We start from the raw sequence: 16,762 nt of genomic DNA, 5'->3' as shown, positions 1-16,762 counted from the left end.
CCTCAGATCAACTTGATTCGGGCGGGATAGGCGATGTTTCTGGGGCGAGTCTCGGTACCGAAACTCCCAATATCGCCTACTGAGTTGCCACTGGAATAAGCCGGATTGGGAAATGTCGTACCGAGGATGCCTGACACAGGTGCCGCGTTAACGTCATGCGTCAGGTCCCAAAGGCTGTCAGGAATGCTAGGGGCTGGACGCACAGCACTACCCGAACCGGTTGGCAAGAAATGGTTATGACTTTCCAAGGCGTCCGTCTGGCTGCTACCCGCCGGGCGATTGATATCTACCCCCCGAGACTCATCCAGTACGCGCAGGAATTCACCCCGGATATCAGGAATCCGAAAAGTGGTGGCCCCATCTCCGCTCGTCCATGAGCCTTCATTCCCCGGCCTGGTGGCTTCGCTCACCAACGCACCGGACAGTTGCGCGTGATCCCACAACCACGGCCAATCGCTACGCGCCAACAGGTTTCCGTTAAGCACCGCATACCCGCCAGGTATGACTTGGCGCGTGCTCTCGAAAGAAACGCGCCCGAGCGCCGTTGCATCAAACCGGCCCACCGGCCACCAGACTCCGGCTTCATCACTGCGCAGATGCCACCAATCGCCGCTGCCCATCAACACCAGGAATGGATAGCCGCTGGCCGCCAGGTGGGTATGAAATCGAATACGGTCTGTACCGGAAGCGCGCACGGTCAGGCGGTTACCACTGTTATCCACCCGGCGCACAATCACATCGCGAACACCGAGCGTCGCATTGGCCGCAGGCAGGGTTACAGTGCTTGCACCCGCGCTTGCATCGATCAGCACCAGACCCAACTCATCGGCGACCAACGTCTTTGATGCCGTGATCCGCGTAACGACTGAACGCATCGGACTGCTACGCCCGAGGATGGTTTGCAGCGCCTTGATCAATTGGCCGTTGTCCGCTTCGGACGGCGTCATGCCGGCCGAGGCGATCACGCCCAGGATTTCCTGGGTGACACTGTTTCCCCACACTGCGGGGATCAACGACCCAGGCGTGCCCGCCAGCGGGTTCTCATCTACAAACCGACCGTTCACCAGCCCGACGCTGGGAACACTTTTTGGATAATCCATGTTTTATTTTCTCTCTATGAGACCGGGCTCAAGCCTGAAGAGGTAGCGCTCGGAGGGTCGCGAGCACGTCATCAGCGACTTGGGCGGCGAGATCCGCCTTGCCTTTGGCGATGTATGCGCGGATCTGTGCCTTGGCCTTGAGGCGCAGCTCGCGAAGCGCCACCAGGTTCGCGTCGAATTCAGTAGCCTTGGCGAGAATCTGATCCGCTGCCTGCCTGGCGGTGCGGCCTTTGACGACCCAAGCGGAAACCGACAACGGCACCGCTTTTTTCGGGTAGCCCTGGTCCTTGAAAGCCTGCGCCTCCAGGGCGGCTTGTTGATATTCCAAGGCACGCAAGGGATCACCGGCCAACGTGCGACGCGCGCTGTCGGCAGCGGCATCGACCTTGGCACACAGGCGTTCGGCTTCCTGGCGCAACTGCTCGGCAGCATTCTCTTCGGTAAGCACCCAGGTATCGTCCACCCAGATATGCGCCGCGGAAGGTGCAGGCGGGCGAAGTCCGTCTTCGTACTGGTGCAACTCTTGAATGACTTTCATCGGATCAGCTCCCAGGACAAATGAACGTTTATTGCGTTGGTAAAATTGACGCCGATGCCCACGCTGTAATCCGTCAGGGCCTGGTGCCCCTTGATCCCCATGCTCAATAGCAATTCGTCGCTATCGGCATTGGTAACGCCCAATGTGTGCTCGGCCTGGTACGACTGCCAAAGCGAACGCAACTGGGTATGGTCAAAACTGGCCGTGACCGTGGAAACGCTCACATCATTGACGACGTTACTGGAGAACAGCACGCACATGGACGGACTTGCGGGGTTTGTCCAACCGGCGGCGTTGTTGCCGGGCGTCGCCGCGACAGGTGACAGGTAGCTGTAATTGCCTCCAACCCACCCGGCCTGAACGAAGGCCAACGAAGTCACGGCACTCGGAGAGGGGGTGGGATTGCCCGCCACAAGCCGCGCCGCACGCGCATGGGGATCCAGCGGCAGATAAACCACCCCCGTGCCATTCACCGTTTGAGTCCAGGTCAATTGGGCACGGTTGTAGATCGTACGAATCGTCGGCAAGGAGCCCGGCGCCCCGGTCATCACCCAGGCCAGGCACATGTCCAGGGGCGTGGACGCAAACCCGCCGCCGGACGCGCCGTTGACAGTCCCCTTCAAGGACTCCGGCGCGAGGTCATACAAGCTTCCACGCTGCAGGTAGAACGTCAGCGCACCGCCTATGACTTGCGCTCGTAGAAAGTAACTGGCGCTGGGCAACAAATCGGCACTGCTCCACGCCGACGTCACGTAAGTGCGTGATCGAGCCAACCGCCCACTTACCACCTCTTGTCCGATGCAGATGTACACACCCGCCGGAATCGAAACACGGCCGCCGCTGGTGGACAGTGCCATTGGCGTGACTGCCAGGCGGGCGTCCGCGGTCGCAATCGTTGGCAGCGGCAACGCGGCGATCGGAAGCGCGAGGTCCTGGTTCCAGCCCTTGGCCGTGACCGACTGAATCGCCTCGAGCAATTGATCGTTCTGGGTTTCATCCGGCGTCAGATCCCCCGCCTTGATGACATTCACGATCTCCTGCGTCACCCCATTTCCCCAAGCGGCCGGAATCAATGATCCAGGCGTCCCGGTCAATGGGTTTTCATCGACGAACTTCCCATTCACCAACCCGGCGCTGGGCACACTCTTCGGATAATCCATCCGTTTACTCCCTAGTCATAATTGATGTGGACCTTGGTATGCGCCGGCGCACTGCGGTGGATCAGGCATTCCAAGGCCGAGCCTGGGTTAACCCCAAAACGCTCGCCCCAATAGCTGGCGCCAAAGCGGCGGCCCAATAGCAGGCGGCCGCCCGTGTTGAGGGTCCACATGAATTGCGCCTGCCAGGTTCCGAAATGCGCCTCGCCGAACCGTGCGCGGCCCATGCGCGGCGCCTTGAGTTCGGTGACGGTGGCGTTGGGGTAACCCTGGCTCTTGGCGATTTCCACGTAATAAGCGATGGCCTGGCTGCCGACCGCCAGCAAGCGACGGCGCACCGCCAAGCGACGATCGTCATACAGCGGCGTAGCCCCAAGGCACGGATCCGGCAGGTTCATCACCCGCTCCCAATCCGGCACCAGTTCACTCACCCCTGCCGGGTCCATCTCATTGAGCAAGTCGGCGGCACGGGCGTCGAGGCGAGCCAGTTCCTGGGCGATGCCTTGCAACACTTCCTCCAGTTCCGGCACACGCTCCGGATCCCACGCCGGCCCGCTGGGCAGCAGGCTGCGCAGTTGGGCCTGGTACTGTTCGGCGGTTCTTATTCCAGCCATGTGCAGCCTCCGAACGTCAGCAACTGATTGCTGGCGGCGGCCACGTCGGCGACCGGCGCGCTGAGCTTATGGTCGGTTTCGCCGGCGGCGCTGCTGATGGCTTCGGCGATATGACTCAGCAACAGCGTTTCGCCGAGGCCGGCTTCGCGGTTATGCAAATCGCGCAGTTGCGCCTCGATGGCCGCCCGCACGGCGCTGGTGTCCGGGGTGATGCGCAGCTTGTAGCTCACCGGCACTTGCGTTGGCGCCAGCACATGCAGCTCGGCGGTCACCGGACGCAAGGGCTCGATATAGGCTTGCACTTCTTCCAATTGCTCGGCGTTGGGGATCGGCTGCGGATCGTCGTCGCGCATCACGAACAGGCCGACAGTGCCGGGTCCCAGGTAGCTGCCCCGACACCACGCGCGGGTGATGCCCGGAATTTCCAGGGCCCAGGTTTCATAGTCCTGGGCCGAACCGCCGTGAGGAATGACGCGATAGGAACGGATCACCCTGGCTCGCAGGGATTCAAGGCTTTCCCGGGCGACACCGCCGGTCAACCCTGGCGCCAGCACGGTGAAACGATTGCCAATGCCCAGCAGCGGCTGCACCGGTGTCAGCACCAGGCCGGTCTCCGCGTTGCCCAGGCTACCGGCCTCCAGTGCTGCGACGGTGGCGGTGTTCAAGCCATTGCTGGTGGTGCCGGCGGTGATCACTTTATAAGTACGCCCATCGGTCGATTGCAGCAGCGTGTCGACATCCAGCACGGCGCCAGCCGTGGCGGTGAAGCTGACACTGCCGCTCGCCGCCTGGGCGGCCTTACGCGCCTGGTTCAGGCGCAAGGCGGCGATGCGCTCCAGGGTGGATTCATCGGCCTTGTCCGGCAGGATTTGCTCGGCGATCCAATCCAGGTAGCCATACAGGCCATAGGCGGCGCCGCCGAGGGTGCGGGCCAGCACTTGGGCATCGGACTGGCGCAGCGAATCGCTGGCCAGGTCGCTTTGGGCGCGTTTGATCAGCACCGGCAGCGAAGGGGTTTCAAACGGCATAGGTCACCTGCCAACTGTTATCGGGGTTGATGTCCAGGCGCTCGCCGTCAGCCAGGGTCAGGACCGTGCGCAGGTTCAGGCGCTGGGCGTCGAGGCGTTCGCTGATGATGTCGATGGCCTTGCAATGGCCGTCGTCGATCAGCCATTGCAAGGCTTCGCGGGCATAGAATTCGGCGTCGAGCTGGGTCTGGCGAGTCAACTTGACCCGGCGCAACAGCCACAGCCGCGAGCCAATGCGGTCGTCGGCCACAGTGGGAAAGGTATCGCCCCACCAGCCGAAACGTTCCTCGTCATCGACGGCATCGTCGTCGGCGGCACGACGCCAGGTGAAGAGGCTGATCAGCACCGAACGGGTCAGCGCGGCGTGCAGGTTCTGGCTGATGAACATCATTGGCCTCCCGCCGGAGCGCCGGTCTGACCGTTGCCGGCCTGTACGCCGACGTGCACGTGTTTGATCTGGCTGACACCGCCGGCGATCTGGTCGCCCTGGGAGACAATCTTGCCGGTGTGGTTGATGACCGGGCTGTCGATGTTCACCGCGCTGCTGGCGCGGATATTCAGGGTGGCTGTCTGGATGTCGATGACACGGCCGCGCTTGAAGTGGAGCTTGTCGCCTTCGTCGGTGTAGAGCGCCACTTCGCCCGGGGCCAAGGCCTGGAGGCGGAAGCGGCGATCGGCGACCACCAGGACCACGGCATGGGAGCGGTCGCCGCCCAGGAACGTGGCGATGCCTTCGGCGCCGGCCAGGGGGTTGCTGGTGAAACCGTAGGGTTCGAAGTGCTCCATGTCGTCGTTCACTTCGCCGGCGGTGAGGCGCATTTGCAGCGATTGCAACTTGGTGGCCGAGTTGGCGAGCACGACAGTGCCGCGCGCCAGGAGGCGGGTCAGTAGGCTCATTGATTGTTTTCCTTCGGAATCAGGTTCAACAGCAGGACACTGTGGTGGGCAGAAACTTGGAGGCGGTCTCGAAATGCTGTGGGAGCGAGCTTGCTCGCGATAGCGATTGCACCTCCAACATCGATGCAAGCTGGCCCACCGCTTTCGCGAGCAAGCTCGCTCCCACAAGGGATTGCAGTGAACAGTTATCCGGTGCCGAATTCAGGGTTTTGGCGGCACCGGGTTGGCGTCGAAGGTGTGCGGCGGCGCGACTTGCAGGGTGGTGACGGAGCCTTGTGCCGACAGCGAGTACGTCACTTTGGAAATCAGCATGTCACCGTCGAACCCCAGCACAGGATCGATCACCCGCACCAGCGTGTTATGCCGCCACAAGTCGCCATTGGCCTGGCGCCAGCCCTGCACGCGATAGGTGGTGGTCAGGGCCCTGCCGCTGCGAATGGCGCTTTCCCAATCGGCACGTTGCTGGGCCAGCTCGAAGGTCAACTGCGCGCTCTCGCTGATCACCGTCACCCGCCTGCGCTTGAAGCTCAAATCCGTGGCGGTGCCGCAGACTTCGCTCACCGCCGCCCCGCTCTGCTGGTCATTGCCCTTGTGCTGGCCGATGACCCGGTATTCGGAGAACACCTGGCTGTAGTCCATCGGTGCGTTGCCCGACAAAATGTTCTTGCCCAACTCCAACACATCGCTGGCCCGCCCGCCGCTGCCGGGCTTGGCCAACAGCACGCGGCCTTGGGCATCGTCGGTGGAAAACACGCGGAACAACGTCAGCAAACGGTCGATGGATTGAAAGACCGTTTCCCCCGGTACGATGCTGTGTTCGCTCAACCGCGCCGTTTCGGGGATTTCACTGACCACCCCCACGCCATATTGCGCCGCCAGGGCCTGGACGATGCTCAGCAGCGTTTGCCCACGCCATTGGCTCGGGCGATTGATGGCCGCGCAGTCCACCAGGTCCTGGGTCTTGGAGCCGCCCTCGATGCTCAGGCTGATCTGCCGGCCGTCATAGCTGACAGGCGCCTTGAACACATAGCCGCTGAGGACCAGGTCGGTACCAATGCGCACCTGGCATTCATCCCCCGGACGAATCGGCACCGCTTGGGTCTGCCCCGGCCATTGCCAGGTGATGTCGAGTTTGAAGGTGCGAAACTGGCGCTCCAGGTCCGCACTGATTTCCACGCTTTTCCAGCCGCCGTAATCCAGCCCGCCGACGGTCAGCGAAACAGCGTTGTCGAGTTCGGCCATGGCTTACTCCCCCGAGACTTTCAGGTCGTTGGGCGGCAAGAAACCCGGATGGGCGACGCCATTACGCTGGGTCACTTCGGTCACCCGGGTGGCATCGGCGAATTGCTGGTACGCGACCACCAGTGCCGGCAGGCTTTGCTTGAACGACAGGTTGATCAGCCTTACGCCCGAAGACGCCACCGCCGTCAGGTGCGCGGCCATGTGCTGACGCAGGTTGTTCATCGCCTGATAGTGCTCCGGATCAGCCTTGAGGGAGGCCTGCCAGATCGCATCGTTCAGCGCGTCGCGCAGGGCCAGCACATCGTCGGCCACCGGCACATCCCGGCGCTGGACCGGTTGCACGGCCTGTTGCGCCACCGACGGCGTGGCGCCCAACTTGACCGCGGGCGCCGCCACCGGCATGGCCGCAATCCATTGCGCGGCCTGCACCAGCAACGTGTCCTGCACCAGATCGGCCACGGCCTGAGCCGCCGCCATGGTGTCCTTGCCGGTGGTGAGTTTCGGAGCATCGGCCTTGCGAATGGCGTCCACCTGTTGCGACACGCCGGCAATCACGCCGCGATAGCCGTCACGGGCAAAGTCCTTCAGCTCGCGGATGTCGCCCAGCAACCCCTTGAATTCGGCGACCACTTCCTTGGGCAATGCTTTCACCGCCTTGACCAGATCGCTGAGTTGCCGATAAGTCTCGATCAACGGCTTGAGCGCTTGTTCGATCACGCCGTAGATATCCTTGAGACTGTTGCGCAGGTCCGCGATGCCGATCCGCGCAGCCTTGATCAAGCGCATGGCGTCTTCGAAGCGTCGCACCGCCGATCCGAGGAAGCTATCGGCCGAGACCAGCAGCAGTTTCTGGCTGTTGATCGTGGCCGAGGGGAACTGCAGCGGCTGGTCGGGGTAGAACTTCAGGGCAAACGTCACCAGCCCGCCGTCCTGGCGAGTCTGGGTCATGTCGCATTCGCCGACCTTCACTTGCAGGCGTCCCAGCCACGGGTGCACCAGTTCACCACTGCCCTGCTCCAACGCCTTGAGCAACTTGTCACGCTGCTCCAGGCAATCGGGGCCGACGATGAACGCGGTCAACTCATGAATCTTCGCCTGCTGGCCGAGCCCTTCGAAAAACGGCTGGTCGCGCTGCGGATATTCATGCAATTGACCCTTGTGGCCGACCGGGGTTTTCGCCTGATCGACCCAGAACCCGACGCCACGAAACGACGCCGGCAACAAACGATCACGCCAGCTCATTGGAACCTCCTGCGGAAAGTGAGCGGTAGCCGATGCGCGAACTCACCGCCAGGGCCGGCTGATTGGTCTGGGGCGGATCGGCGCGCAGCCCGGCCGGCGCGTTTTCGAAGCGTACGGTCAGGCCGCCTTCGAGTTGCGTGCGGTTGTTGGCGGCGCTTTGTTGCACCAGGGCGCTGGAGGTTTTCGGCAAAGCGCCCGGCGCCAGCGAGGTTTTCGCTGGCACGGTGGCGGACGATGGCGCCAGGCTGGATGACAGGCCCGCTGGCTGTTCGCCGGCCCCAGCAAAAAACGCCGGCGCCAGCTCACCCTTGCCTTCGGCATTGGTGGCGCGCTGCGCCTCGGTCAGTCCTTCGACCTTACCGGTGAACGAGGTGATCATCTCGCCGAAGCCGCCATTGAAAAACGCCTTGATCGGCGCGATCACCGCCTGCAACTCGTTCCACCACTGGCTGAACCACTCGCCCACCGGCCCCCATTGTCGGGTCAGGCCTTCGATGGGCGACCAGTCGAATAGGCCGCTGAACACCGCCAGCATGATCGACACCTGGTTGCGGATGCCTTCCCAGATCCCGGCGAAGACCTCGCCGATCGTGCCCCAGTTGGCCATGATCAGCCCCAGCGGCGTCCAATCGAACAGTCCTTTGAGGGCGTCCATCACCGGCACGGTCAAGGCCTTGAGCAGGTCCCAGATCGCCGCGAACAAGCCGGTCAGGGGCGCCCAATTGGCAACGATCAAACCCAAGGGTGACCAGGCGAACAGCGTCTGCATGAAACCGATGACGGGCGTTGCCGCCGCCACCAGCACATTCCAGAGCGCGCCGAAAAAGCTGCTGATCGGTCCCCAGTTGCTGATCACCAACCCCATCGGGGTGAAGGCGAACATCGTCTTGAAGAACTCGACCATGGGCAGCATGATCGGCGCGAGTCGTTGCCAGAGCCCGGCAAAGAACGCCGAAATCGGCGTCCAGTGGGCAATGATCATCCCTGCCGCCAGGGCGATGCCCATGGCAATCAAGCCGATGGGGTTCATCTTCATGGCCAGGTTGACCACTTCCATGGCCTGGCTCGCACCGCTGACCGCGGTCTGGATCGCGTTGAACGCCACGACGCCCGTTGCCAGGCCCTGCACCAGTTGCGGATTGTCCTGCAGCACCTGGGCCACGCTGCTGACCATGGGTTGCAAACTGACCGCCACCGCGTTGACCGCAGGCCCCAGCGCCGAACCGAATTGCACCGACACGTTGCTGATGGAAGTCTTCAATCCATCCAGGCTCTGTGCCGCCACACGAGGCGCGTCCGGCGCCTGCAGGGCGCTGGCCGCCGCGTTCACCGCACCGACTTCCCCCTTGAAGGCCAGCGCCGACTTGAGCCCGTCCATGAACGGTTGGGCCAGGCCGCCGCTGGGCAGCAGACCGGAAATATCCAGGCTGCCCAAACCCGTGGCATCGAGGTTCTGCTTGAAACTGGCGACCTTCGCACGAAGGTTCGCGAGCTTGGGTGACAGCTCATCGATGCCGGTCAGCAGCACTGCTTTTTTCTCTACCTTTTCTGTGTCTGCCATCACTGCACCTGCTGCATCGCATTGATCCGTTGCGCGTGCTCCAAGGATTCACGGAGCACGTCCAGTGGCCTGGCCATCATCTGTTCGGGGTCAACCTTCCAGAACCAGGCCAGGTCATAGGCGGCGGCGATCAGGTCGCCGATGGCTGCGACGCCGCACTCATGAAAAAACTCGCGACGGCCCAGCTCAAGGCATTGAGGTCAGCCAGGTCCAACTGGTTGACCGACGACGGTGGGATACCGGCGCACACCGCGATGTATTTGGCCGCGACGTCCATGTCCAGGCTCACCTCCTCGCTCTTGTCGATCTTGTAGGGCAGCGCCTTGATCGCCCGCACTTCCTGCACCGTCGGACGGCGCAAGGTTAGCTCGCTCAATGGCTCGCCGTGGGCCTCGATGGCCACGCGCAACGTCACGACGTCAGTCATTGCCAGGTCCCCTTGATGCCTTCGAATTTCAGCTCGATGGTGGCGTCGTCGCCCTTGGACACCGGTTCCTCCACCAAGTAGGCGCCGGCCAGCACGTAGACCTTGCCGTTGTTGAATTCGCAGGTGACCGTCATGTCGGTGCCGGCCACCAGCTGCTTGAGCGGGAAGTCCGCTGTGTGCAGCGCCGTCACCTTGAAGGACGGGGCGATGTCGGTTTCCTTATAGAAGCCCGGTACGACGGTTTCACGTTTGGTGAACATCAGTGGCGCTTCGCAGCCGCCATTGATGGTCAGTTGAGCGCCGTCCACTTTGACGTAGCAGGTGCCCGCAATCAGTTGACCCATGGTGTTTCTCCCTTCCAATAAAAAGCCCACGCAAGGTGGGCCAGTGCTGTTCACTTAAGGTTTGTTTACGTGGCGAGAGAGCTTGCTCCCGCTGGGCTTTGTAGGAGCTGGCGAAGCCTGCGATCTTTTGATTTTGATCTTTCGCTCTCGACTCAATTGGCGTTGGAAAGACCGCAGCCTCGCTTCGCTCGGAGGCTCCTACACAGCTCCTACAACCCGGCGGGAGCAAGCGCCCTCGCCACGGTCAGGCGGCGTTGTCGTATTGCAGGCGGAACTGGTTGAGCAGCGCGAACACCCGCAGGCCGTTGATGTAGTCCGGCGGGAACAGCACGTTGACCCGGCTCGGATCCTGGTTGTCGCGTTCGACCACCAGGTGCTCGGCGAACAGCTCGGCGTTTTCCACATGGCCTTCCAGCTCAAGCTTGGCGTATTGGGCGATCAGCTCGCCACGAATCGTGCTCGGAGTCACGATGGGCTGGCCGGCGCCGAAACGGGTGCCGTCGGCGGCCAGTTTGTGACGGCCGTACTTGCTGGTGATCACGCTTTGCAGGCGGCGGACGATGAACGCCGACTGGTGCAGGGTTTCGCTGTCCAGGTAGGAGTTGTCCGCCTGGCCGAAGGCGTTTTTCTGATAAGTGGTGATGGAGCGCTGGATGCGTACGTAGCCACCTTCGTAATACGCCGTGGCGATGCCGTAATTGAGCAGCGACTGACGCTCGGTCAGGGTGAAACGTTCGCTGGCCGGTGCCGGGTCCAGGCCTGGCAGGCTGCCGCTTTGGGTCGGACGGCTGGCGTCGGCGGAGATGAATACCGCGGTACGAGCCGCCAAGGCAGCGGCCTGGACCCAGAACGGTTGCGGTACGCCCAGCTCCAGCGCTTGGATGGTCATGTGCTGGTCGTTGCGCGCCTGTCCGGCGGCGACCAGGGTGCCGATAGTGCCGCGCTTGGCACTGTAGACATGGCCGAACAACTGCTTGGCCCAGGACCAGCGACCGGTGCTGTCGTCCATGACCGCCTGCCAGGTGTTGAGGCTAGTCACATCGGACCAGGGCATGGCGATGAACTCGAAAGGCTCGTCACCCAAGGCCGCGACGGCAGCGGTCTGGTCCGGCACGCCGGCGCCGCCGGTCATCGCGGTGATCGCGGTGGTCAGGCCCGCCGGGGTGTCTTCGCCATTGCTCTTGCCCAGGCGATTGAATTGCAGGCTGATGTCGTTGCCGCTGTCGCCGGTCCATTTGGCGCTGAGGGTCACGACACCTTCGGCGGCCGCAGCGGTCACCGGCATATCGGCGCTGGCGTTGATTTTCAGCGCCAGCGCAGTGGCGGCCTGGGCTGCCGTGGCGCCGTTGACGATGGCGGCCTGGACACGCACCCCGCCGACGTACAGGTTGAGCACGCCGCTTTGCGTCGCGGCGCCGGTGAGGGTCAACACGCCTTTGGCGATGGCGCCTTCGACGTTGTGCAGCGGCAGGCACCAGATCTCGCCGAGCGGGTCGGTCTTGCGCCAGGTCTCGTACATCGAGGCGAGCATCGAGCCCTGCCCGCCGATACTCTTGGCCAGCGCGACGCTGGACACCAGCACCAGCTTGCCGACCTCGGCCGGAGCGACGTTGTCGTTGACCTGGGCGACGATCAACCGGCGCATGGCTGACGACGCGCTATTGGCGGCCGAGTTGTCCATTTCGGCGTAGAACAGCGGAACACGAATGTCCGCGGGAATGTTGCTGAATCCGATCGCCATTATTTGGCTCCCTGTGCTTTTGCCGCTTTCACGGCTTTGGTAGTGATATCGCCATCGGCCAGACGTCGACGCCACCAGGCGTTGTCCGGCACTTCACGGCCCTCGAGGGGCAACAGATCGCCCGCTTCCGGGTCCGGTACGGCACGGCCCGGGGCCGGCAGCACGGTGATGCGTTTGCTCATGGGGTTACGTCTCCAGAGAAAGTCAGTTCCACGCGCCCGTCGGGGCCGGGGCGTTTCAGGTTGGGGTCCGCCGGATCGATGGCATCGACCCGCACGGTGGCCCCGGTAAAGGACGACAAGCCGTCCAGTTCACGCTCGTGCCAGCTTTCGGCAGGCTGGCTCGCCAGATTGCGGCCCAGCTGGAACTCGGCGAAAAAGCGCAGCCGGTACAACACACGGCTGCTGTTGATGGAAACCAGTTCGCTGCCGTCGTACTCAACGCCGGTGTACTCAGCGCCCGGCTTGAACCCCACCAGAGCGCGCCACAGTTCGGCCCGCAGGTCGTGCAACAGATCCAGCGCTTTTGTCGCGTCAGCGGCGTCGAGCACCAGCACGGCATCAAAGCGATCACGCACCGCTTGCAACGTGACGTTTTGCGCCGCGTTCTTGCTGGCGATGTCGGCGGTGGGCAGGACATAGGCGCAGGGGGTTTGCAGCGGGGCCTCGGCTTGCAGCGTGGCAAGGTCGAAGCCTGCGGCCACGCGACGGGCGAGCGTGGGGCATTGCTCACGCAACTGCGTAAGGATCGGGGTGATCTTCATGGAGGTGCTCCGGTATCTGAAGGTGCGAGTGAACCCTGTGGGAGCGAGCCTGCTCGCGAAAGCGGTGGGTCAGGCAGCATTGATGTTGGATGTACTGACGTCTTCGCGAGCAAGCTCGCTCCCACAGAAGAACTCAGTTGGACGCGGGGGTATGTGCAACGCTGAACAAAACCTGTGGGAGCGAGCTTGCTCGCGATGGCGGCGTCTTAGGCAGCAGAGATGTTGAATGCAAGACCGCTATCGCGAGCAAGCTCGCTCCCACAGGGTGGGTAGGGTCAGGCCTTGGCGTCCAGGCAGGTTGCGTCAATGGTGCAGCGGTAGCTTTTTTCCCGGTCGCCGCTGGCGGTGACTTTGTCGATCGACCAGCGACCACGCATGAAGTCCGGCCAGGACGGGTCCAGCAGTACGATGCCTTCGGCGGACAGCCCCGGGTTGCCAGGGCATTCGATCTTTACCTTGAGGGCTTCGCGCTCCATCCGCCGCACCTCGCCTTCACCGGCGGCGCGGGCGTCGTCTGCGCTCTGAAAGCGTTGGCGCAGGGTCTTGAACGGCGCGATGCCGCTCTTCTCGACCTGCAGCTTGCCGGCCGCCGCATCCCACCAATGGGTCTTGCAGCCCTGGTACTTGGCTCGGGCGGTTTCATCAAACTTGGCCGAAATGAAGGCGTGGTCGCCCGGGCGATTGTTGGTCGTCACCGACAGTTTCATCTCGGGCAGGACCTTGCCCGACAACGACTTCGCCTGGCCGCGCCGGGCCAGCACATACAGCTCGTTGACTGGTTTGGCGACGGCGTCATAACGATGGGCCAGGCGAGTGAGGAACCCCATGTCGGTTTCGTTGGACTGGTCAATGTGCTCGATTTTTATCAGCGACAGGTCCGGCGCCACACGGGGCGAAAACCCGTGCCTGGAAGTCAGCTGACGAAACAGCGCCCCCAGGGTCGTCGGACCATGGCTGACGGATCGGCGCTGCTTGAAGCCTGTCTGGTCCGCCGCGCTGAACGGCGCCGCCATGGCCACCAGCACCAGTTGCAGCGGAAACAGGAACGGCGTGCGCCGAGTGATGACGAACTCGCCTTTGTCCACCAAGCCCGATTCCAGGTAACCGACCCGCAGGCCGATTTTCCCGCCCAGGCTGGGCAACCCTTCCAGACCGTCCAGGCTGATGGTGAGCGTCAGCTGATCGGACTCGATCCCCGCCGCGTCGACATGCTCCCACTTGAGCAGGCGTTCGTTTAGCAGCGCGGCGTTCGCGCCATAAATCTCCACCGCAGGCGTAAAACCCAATGCCATGTCGCCTCCTTAATCCCAGGCCGAAACCGGTGGGGTTGCCACGGGCTTGAGGTCCACTTCCGGCAAGACCACCCACACACCCGCCGGCAATACCGGGCCCCATTCAGCCAATCCGGGATTGAGACGCCAGAGCGCCTCCTCGACGAGGTCGTCGCAACGTTCCAGCTCCCGATAGAGCAAGAGATTCACCGAATCACCGGCGATACTTCGAACCCTACGCATTGGCGAACTCCTTCAAATCAACCACCCAGCCCACCACCATCGCCGTGCCGTCATCAATGATTGCGGTCTGGGTTTCCGTGACATTGTTGATCTGCCACAGGCCCCAGTTGCGGCCGATGCCATCGACCAACGGCAGTGGGACGCGCTGCGCCTGCAAAGCGCGCAACTCATCGAGGCGATCCATGGCGGTGGCGTACATCGATTTGCCGGTGATCGTCAGCCCTTGCAGGCCTTGGCCGATCTGGCTGGACTTGGGCTTGCTGGTGAGGATGTCGATGTTTTTCCAGCCGCCATCCGAGGTGTGTACCAACTGGTGGTACGCAAAATTTCTCGACAGGCCAAAGATGAAACTGCCGAGGGCCATTTGTTGACGCATCACGTACCTCCGTCGGTCAGGGCCGCGTCACTGCGCATGGCGAGTGAGTTGGACATGGATGTCAGGCCGAATTGGCCGGTGATCTGTTGCACCACCAGGTTCGCCAACTGGCTCGCACTGGCCTGGTCCTGGCCGTTGATGTAAATGTTGGCGGTCATGGTGTTTTGCTGTGTGTTTGCCTGGGTGCTGGCCAGGTCTTTGCTGACCTGCTCTGGCGCGGCGAGCCTGTCGACCGGGGCGACGAGTTTTTCCCCCAGAGACGCGCCGACATCGCTCCCCAGCCAGCCGCCCAGTAGTCCGCCAATCACGCCACCAATGGCAGTGCCGAGCACCGGCACGACACTCCCCAACGCAGCACCGGCCGCAGACCCCGCAGCAGCGCCGGCCCAGCCGCCACCTGCGGCGCCCAGGCCTGCGCCCATCATCCGCTTGTCGCCGGTCAGGACACCCTCGGCCACATCAGCGACGGCGCCGACTACTTTTAAGGGGCCTGGCGCCCTGCGAGTCATCGAGCGTAACGAGGCGGTTGGCGCGAGTGAAAAACGCCCTGCGCCTCCCAGTGAGCCTCGTGTACTGACGCGTATTTTCGACCCTCTCGGGGATTCGGGACGCTGGTTGGCATTGCTTGTATCCAGCTTGCCCACCCGAGGATTTCTGAAATCTTCGGAGATCACTTCACCCAATCGGCCGGGAAGGTGCGGAGCGGCCCTCCCCAACACCCGCTTGGCCACCTGACTGGAGATCTCATCCCCTACCGCCTTGAGTAGCACACCCACCAGCGGTTTGATCGCCGCGCCGATCAACACGATGGCCGCGGCGGCTTTGGGTGAGGACTCTGCCAATTCACTCATGCCATCGGCCAGCGAACCCAGCCACTGAAACGAGCTACCCGCCGAAGGCATCAGCGCGTTTCCCGTGGCCAACGACAAACGCTCGTTGCGGGCGTTGAGGATATTCAGTTGGCCTTGATGGGTTTTCGACAGCGCCAATGCATCCTGCCGCACCGAACCGTCGTTGCCCAATTGTGAAGTGGCGTATTGGCCTGGGTCTTTCACCTGTAGGAAGGCTGCGTTCACATCGGGCAGTTTCCGCGCCATGCGCAGCACGGCTTCATCGCCATTGCTGAATAACGTCGTGGCAAGGGCCGAGCGCATTTCGGCCGGTTGCGCGTTCAAGGCCGCCAGCACCGTCATCACCGTGCCAGGCGCCGTGTCCTTGCCACGCATGCCGCTCGCCACCGCCGTGGGTTCCAGGCCCAACTGTTTCCAGGCCGTTTGCTCGGTGGCGGAAACTTGGTCACCCTTGCCCAGGGCCGTGGTGAAGCTATCCAGCGCCACGCCGGCTTCCGCTTGTTTGGTACCGGTATTGAGCAATGCCGCCGTCACCGCTGCGGCTTGCACAGGGGCCAGGCCTGCCGTCGTCGCAGCCGCACCGTCACGCTGCAAGACCGCGCCAATTTCAGCCGGTTTCGCACCGTCGGGTAGCTTGCCCAACTGGTTGGTTGCATCCGCCAAGTCAAAAGCTTGAGCGCCGCTGAGCTTCATGGAGATGCGCCAGTCGGCCAGCATCTCGGCAACCTCCATGGCCGGTCTCTTGGTCGCCGTCGCGATGACAGCAGCATCCGAGGCGAAACGCGACAGCTCCGACGGTCGGTCCGCGGCATTGGGCAAATCGTTGCCGATGCCTTTGCTGGCCGCCACGCTTTGCATCCTCACGACTTCAACCGCCGTGGTGCCCCCGGCCGCCACCAGCTGAGCGGTGGCGACGTGCCGGGTTGACTCAGTCGTCTGTTCGATCTGGCGAGGGCTAAATCCGGTGACCTGCTTCAGATCGGCCATGGCCGAATCCATCGCTATCGCAGGTTTGAGCAGCGCCGGTGGTTCGATACCGCCACTGGACTTGCCCTTTTGCTCATTGGCCGACTCGCCCTTGGCGCCGGCGCCCATTGTTTGGGAGAACAATCGTTGCGCCGAAAGCTTTACAGTCAGCGACTCGATCGCCGTAGTCAGCAGCCCGAGCTTGAGACCGAGCGTCTCCAATGCCAGATCGAGGCTCGCCAATTGATCCCTGGCGAACGCGCCTTGTGCCGACACGCCACTGGTGAGGCTGGCATTACCGAACGCCAACCCAGGCTCATTGAAGGTTGCGTATTTGAGCGAATATCTATCGTCCGCCATCCCGCTCTACTCCTGTTTCACGCCAAGGCGAGTGATCGCGA

The 16,762-nt window shown here is 62.9% G+C and carries 19 protein-coding genes; all 19 read right to left on the bottom strand.

What is annotated here, in order from left to right; translation table 11 throughout:
* Positions 1–2: 2 nt before the first annotated feature.
* The 19 genes from ACLH0I_RS06860 to ACLH0I_RS06770 all read right to left on the bottom strand — a co-directional run bounded on the left by ACLH0I_RS06860 (position 3) and on the right by ACLH0I_RS06770 (position 16,721).
* Positions 3–1,100, bottom strand: coding sequence for a phage tail protein (locus tag ACLH0I_RS06860; protein WP_411386641.1), 1,098 nt, complete (start codon positions 1,098–1,100; stop codon positions 3–5).
* A 28-nt stretch (positions 1,101–1,128) separates the two neighbouring features.
* Positions 1,129–1,638: a phage tail protein gene (locus ACLH0I_RS06855; protein ID WP_411386640.1), complete on the bottom strand. Its 510-nt coding sequence runs from the start codon at positions 1,636–1,638 to the stop codon at positions 1,129–1,131.
* Entirely contained in the window at positions 1,635–2,798 is a 1,164-nt protein-coding gene (locus ACLH0I_RS06850; protein ID WP_411386639.1) for a phage tail protein, read from the bottom strand. The genes ACLH0I_RS06855 and ACLH0I_RS06850 overlap by 4 nt, the downstream gene beginning before the upstream one ends.
* An 11-nt stretch (positions 2,799–2,809) precedes the next feature.
* Positions 2,810–3,409 (bottom strand): YmfQ family protein, encoded by a 600-nt coding sequence (locus ACLH0I_RS06845; RefSeq protein ID WP_411386638.1) that lies wholly within the window; start codon positions 3,407–3,409, stop codon positions 2,810–2,812.
* Positions 3,397–4,437 carry a baseplate J/gp47 family protein gene (locus tag ACLH0I_RS06840; RefSeq protein ID WP_411386637.1) on the bottom strand — a complete coding sequence of 347 codons (1,041 nt, stop codon included), beginning with the start codon at positions 4,435–4,437 and terminating at the stop codon, positions 3,397–3,399. The genes ACLH0I_RS06845 and ACLH0I_RS06840 overlap by 13 nt, the downstream gene beginning before the upstream one ends.
* Positions 4,427–4,825, bottom strand: a complete 399-nt coding sequence (locus ACLH0I_RS06835; protein WP_079303617.1) for a phage GP46 family protein — start codon at positions 4,823–4,825, stop codon at positions 4,427–4,429. Before ACLH0I_RS06835 ends, ACLH0I_RS06840 begins: the two co-directional genes overlap by 11 nt.
* A complete protein-coding gene (locus ACLH0I_RS06830; protein WP_411386636.1) occupies positions 4,825–5,334 on the bottom strand; it encodes a phage baseplate assembly protein V in 510 nt (169 codons plus the stop codon). The genes ACLH0I_RS06835 and ACLH0I_RS06830 overlap by 1 nt, the downstream gene beginning before the upstream one ends.
* A 201-nt stretch (positions 5,335–5,535) precedes the next feature.
* Positions 5,536–6,576 (bottom strand): phage baseplate assembly protein, encoded by a 1,041-nt coding sequence (locus ACLH0I_RS06825; protein WP_411386635.1) that lies wholly within the window; start codon positions 6,574–6,576, stop codon positions 5,536–5,538.
* Positions 6,577–6,579: 3 nt separating this feature from the next.
* Entirely contained in the window at positions 6,580–7,818 is a 1,239-nt protein-coding gene (locus tag ACLH0I_RS06820) for a DNA circularization protein (RefSeq protein ID WP_411386634.1), read from the bottom strand.
* Positions 7,805–9,379, bottom strand: coding sequence for a phage tail protein (locus tag ACLH0I_RS06815; RefSeq protein WP_411386633.1), 1,575 nt, complete (start codon positions 9,377–9,379; stop codon positions 7,805–7,807). Before ACLH0I_RS06815 ends, ACLH0I_RS06820 begins: the two co-directional genes overlap by 14 nt.
* Positions 9,380–9,509: 130 nt before the next feature.
* On the bottom strand, positions 9,510–9,806 hold the full coding sequence (locus tag ACLH0I_RS06810; protein WP_045155211.1) for a phage tail assembly protein: 297 nt from the start codon (positions 9,804–9,806) through the stop codon (positions 9,510–9,512).
* Positions 9,803–10,150: a phage tail tube protein gene (locus tag ACLH0I_RS06805; RefSeq protein WP_003198314.1), complete on the bottom strand. Its 348-nt coding sequence runs from the start codon at positions 10,148–10,150 to the stop codon at positions 9,803–9,805. Before ACLH0I_RS06805 ends, ACLH0I_RS06810 begins: the two co-directional genes overlap by 4 nt.
* Positions 10,151–10,394: 244 nt before the next feature.
* A complete protein-coding gene (locus ACLH0I_RS06800) occupies positions 10,395–11,891 on the bottom strand; it encodes a phage tail sheath subtilisin-like domain-containing protein (protein WP_411386632.1) in 1,497 nt (498 codons plus the stop codon).
* The gene (locus ACLH0I_RS06795; protein WP_046054585.1) at positions 11,891–12,073 is read right to left on the bottom strand and encodes a DUF2635 domain-containing protein; all 183 of its coding nucleotides are present in this window, start codon (positions 12,071–12,073) and stop codon (positions 11,891–11,893) included. Before ACLH0I_RS06795 ends, ACLH0I_RS06800 begins: the two co-directional genes overlap by 1 nt.
* On the bottom strand, positions 12,070–12,654 hold the full coding sequence (locus tag ACLH0I_RS06790; protein WP_411386631.1) for a hypothetical protein: 585 nt from the start codon (positions 12,652–12,654) through the stop codon (positions 12,070–12,072). Before ACLH0I_RS06790 ends, ACLH0I_RS06795 begins: the two co-directional genes overlap by 4 nt.
* 275 nt (positions 12,655–12,929) lie before the next feature.
* Entirely contained in the window at positions 12,930–13,946 is a 1,017-nt protein-coding gene (locus ACLH0I_RS06785; protein ID WP_411386630.1) for a phage late control D family protein, read from the bottom strand.
* Positions 13,947–13,955: 9 nt separating this feature from the next.
* A complete protein-coding gene (locus tag ACLH0I_RS06780) occupies positions 13,956–14,168 on the bottom strand; it encodes a tail protein X (protein ID WP_186728883.1) in 213 nt (70 codons plus the stop codon).
* Positions 14,161–14,544: a phage tail protein gene (locus tag ACLH0I_RS06775; RefSeq protein ID WP_186705531.1), complete on the bottom strand. Its 384-nt coding sequence runs from the start codon at positions 14,542–14,544 to the stop codon at positions 14,161–14,163. The genes ACLH0I_RS06780 and ACLH0I_RS06775 overlap by 8 nt, the downstream gene beginning before the upstream one ends.
* Entirely contained in the window at positions 14,544–16,721 is a 2,178-nt protein-coding gene (locus ACLH0I_RS06770; RefSeq protein WP_411386629.1) for a phage tail tape measure protein, read from the bottom strand. The genes ACLH0I_RS06775 and ACLH0I_RS06770 overlap by 1 nt, the downstream gene beginning before the upstream one ends.
* Between the last annotated feature and the right edge of the window lie 41 nt (positions 16,722–16,762).

The sequence above is a fragment of the Pseudomonas sp. MPB03 genome (assembly GCF_046605385.1).
GTDB lineage: Bacteria > Pseudomonadota > Gammaproteobacteria > Pseudomonadales > Pseudomonadaceae > Aquipseudomonas > Aquipseudomonas zanjanensis.
This window is presented reverse-complemented; position numbering and strand designations above follow the sequence as displayed.

What these genes read in the sequence shown, in the direction of transcription:
- ACLH0I_RS06860 (WP_411386641.1), bottom strand. Translation starts at nt 1,100, where the DNA reads ATGGATTATCCAAAAAGTGTTCCCAGCGTCGGGCTGGTGAACGGTCGG.
- ACLH0I_RS06855 (WP_411386640.1), bottom strand. Translation starts at nt 1,638, where the DNA reads ATGAAAGTCATTCAAGAGTTGCACCAGTACGAAGACGGACTTCGCCCG.
- ACLH0I_RS06850 (WP_411386639.1), bottom strand. Translation starts at nt 2,798, where the DNA reads ATGGATTATCCGAAGAGTGTGCCCAGCGCCGGGTTGGTGAATGGGAAG.
- ACLH0I_RS06845 (WP_411386638.1), bottom strand. Translation starts at nt 3,409, where the DNA reads ATGGCTGGAATAAGAACCGCCGAACAGTACCAGGCCCAACTGCGCAGC.
- ACLH0I_RS06840 (WP_411386637.1), bottom strand. Translation starts at nt 4,437, where the DNA reads ATGCCGTTTGAAACCCCTTCGCTGCCGGTGCTGATCAAACGCGCCCAA.
- ACLH0I_RS06835 (WP_079303617.1), bottom strand. Translation starts at nt 4,825, where the DNA reads ATGTTCATCAGCCAGAACCTGCACGCCGCGCTGACCCGTTCGGTGCTG.
- ACLH0I_RS06830 (WP_411386636.1), bottom strand. Translation starts at nt 5,334, where the DNA reads ATGAGCCTACTGACCCGCCTCCTGGCGCGCGGCACTGTCGTGCTCGCC.
- ACLH0I_RS06825 (WP_411386635.1), bottom strand. Translation starts at nt 6,576, where the DNA reads ATGGCCGAACTCGACAACGCTGTTTCGCTGACCGTCGGCGGGCTGGAT.
- ACLH0I_RS06820 (WP_411386634.1), bottom strand. Translation starts at nt 7,818, where the DNA reads ATGAGCTGGCGTGATCGTTTGTTGCCGGCGTCGTTTCGTGGCGTCGGG.
- ACLH0I_RS06815 (WP_411386633.1), bottom strand. Translation starts at nt 9,379, where the DNA reads ATGGCAGACACAGAAAAGGTAGAGAAAAAAGCAGTGCTGCTGACCGGC.
- ACLH0I_RS06810 (WP_045155211.1), bottom strand. Translation starts at nt 9,806, where the DNA reads ATGACTGACGTCGTGACGTTGCGCGTGGCCATCGAGGCCCACGGCGAG.
- ACLH0I_RS06805 (WP_003198314.1), bottom strand. Translation starts at nt 10,150, where the DNA reads ATGGGTCAACTGATTGCGGGCACCTGCTACGTCAAAGTGGACGGCGCT.
- ACLH0I_RS06800 (WP_411386632.1), bottom strand. Translation starts at nt 11,891, where the DNA reads ATGGCGATCGGATTCAGCAACATTCCCGCGGACATTCGTGTTCCGCTG.
- ACLH0I_RS06795 (WP_046054585.1), bottom strand. Translation starts at nt 12,073, where the DNA reads ATGAGCAAACGCATCACCGTGCTGCCGGCCCCGGGCCGTGCCGTACCG.
- ACLH0I_RS06790 (WP_411386631.1), bottom strand. Translation starts at nt 12,654, where the DNA reads ATGAAGATCACCCCGATCCTTACGCAGTTGCGTGAGCAATGCCCCACG.
- ACLH0I_RS06785 (WP_411386630.1), bottom strand. Translation starts at nt 13,946, where the DNA reads ATGGCATTGGGTTTTACGCCTGCGGTGGAGATTTATGGCGCGAACGCC.
- ACLH0I_RS06780 (WP_186728883.1), bottom strand. Translation starts at nt 14,168, where the DNA reads ATGCGTAGGGTTCGAAGTATCGCCGGTGATTCGGTGAATCTCTTGCTC.
- ACLH0I_RS06775 (WP_186705531.1), bottom strand. Translation starts at nt 14,544, where the DNA reads ATGCGTCAACAAATGGCCCTCGGCAGTTTCATCTTTGGCCTGTCGAGA.
- ACLH0I_RS06770 (WP_411386629.1), bottom strand. Translation starts at nt 16,721, where the DNA reads ATGGCGGACGATAGATATTCGCTCAAATACGCAACCTTCAATGAGCCT.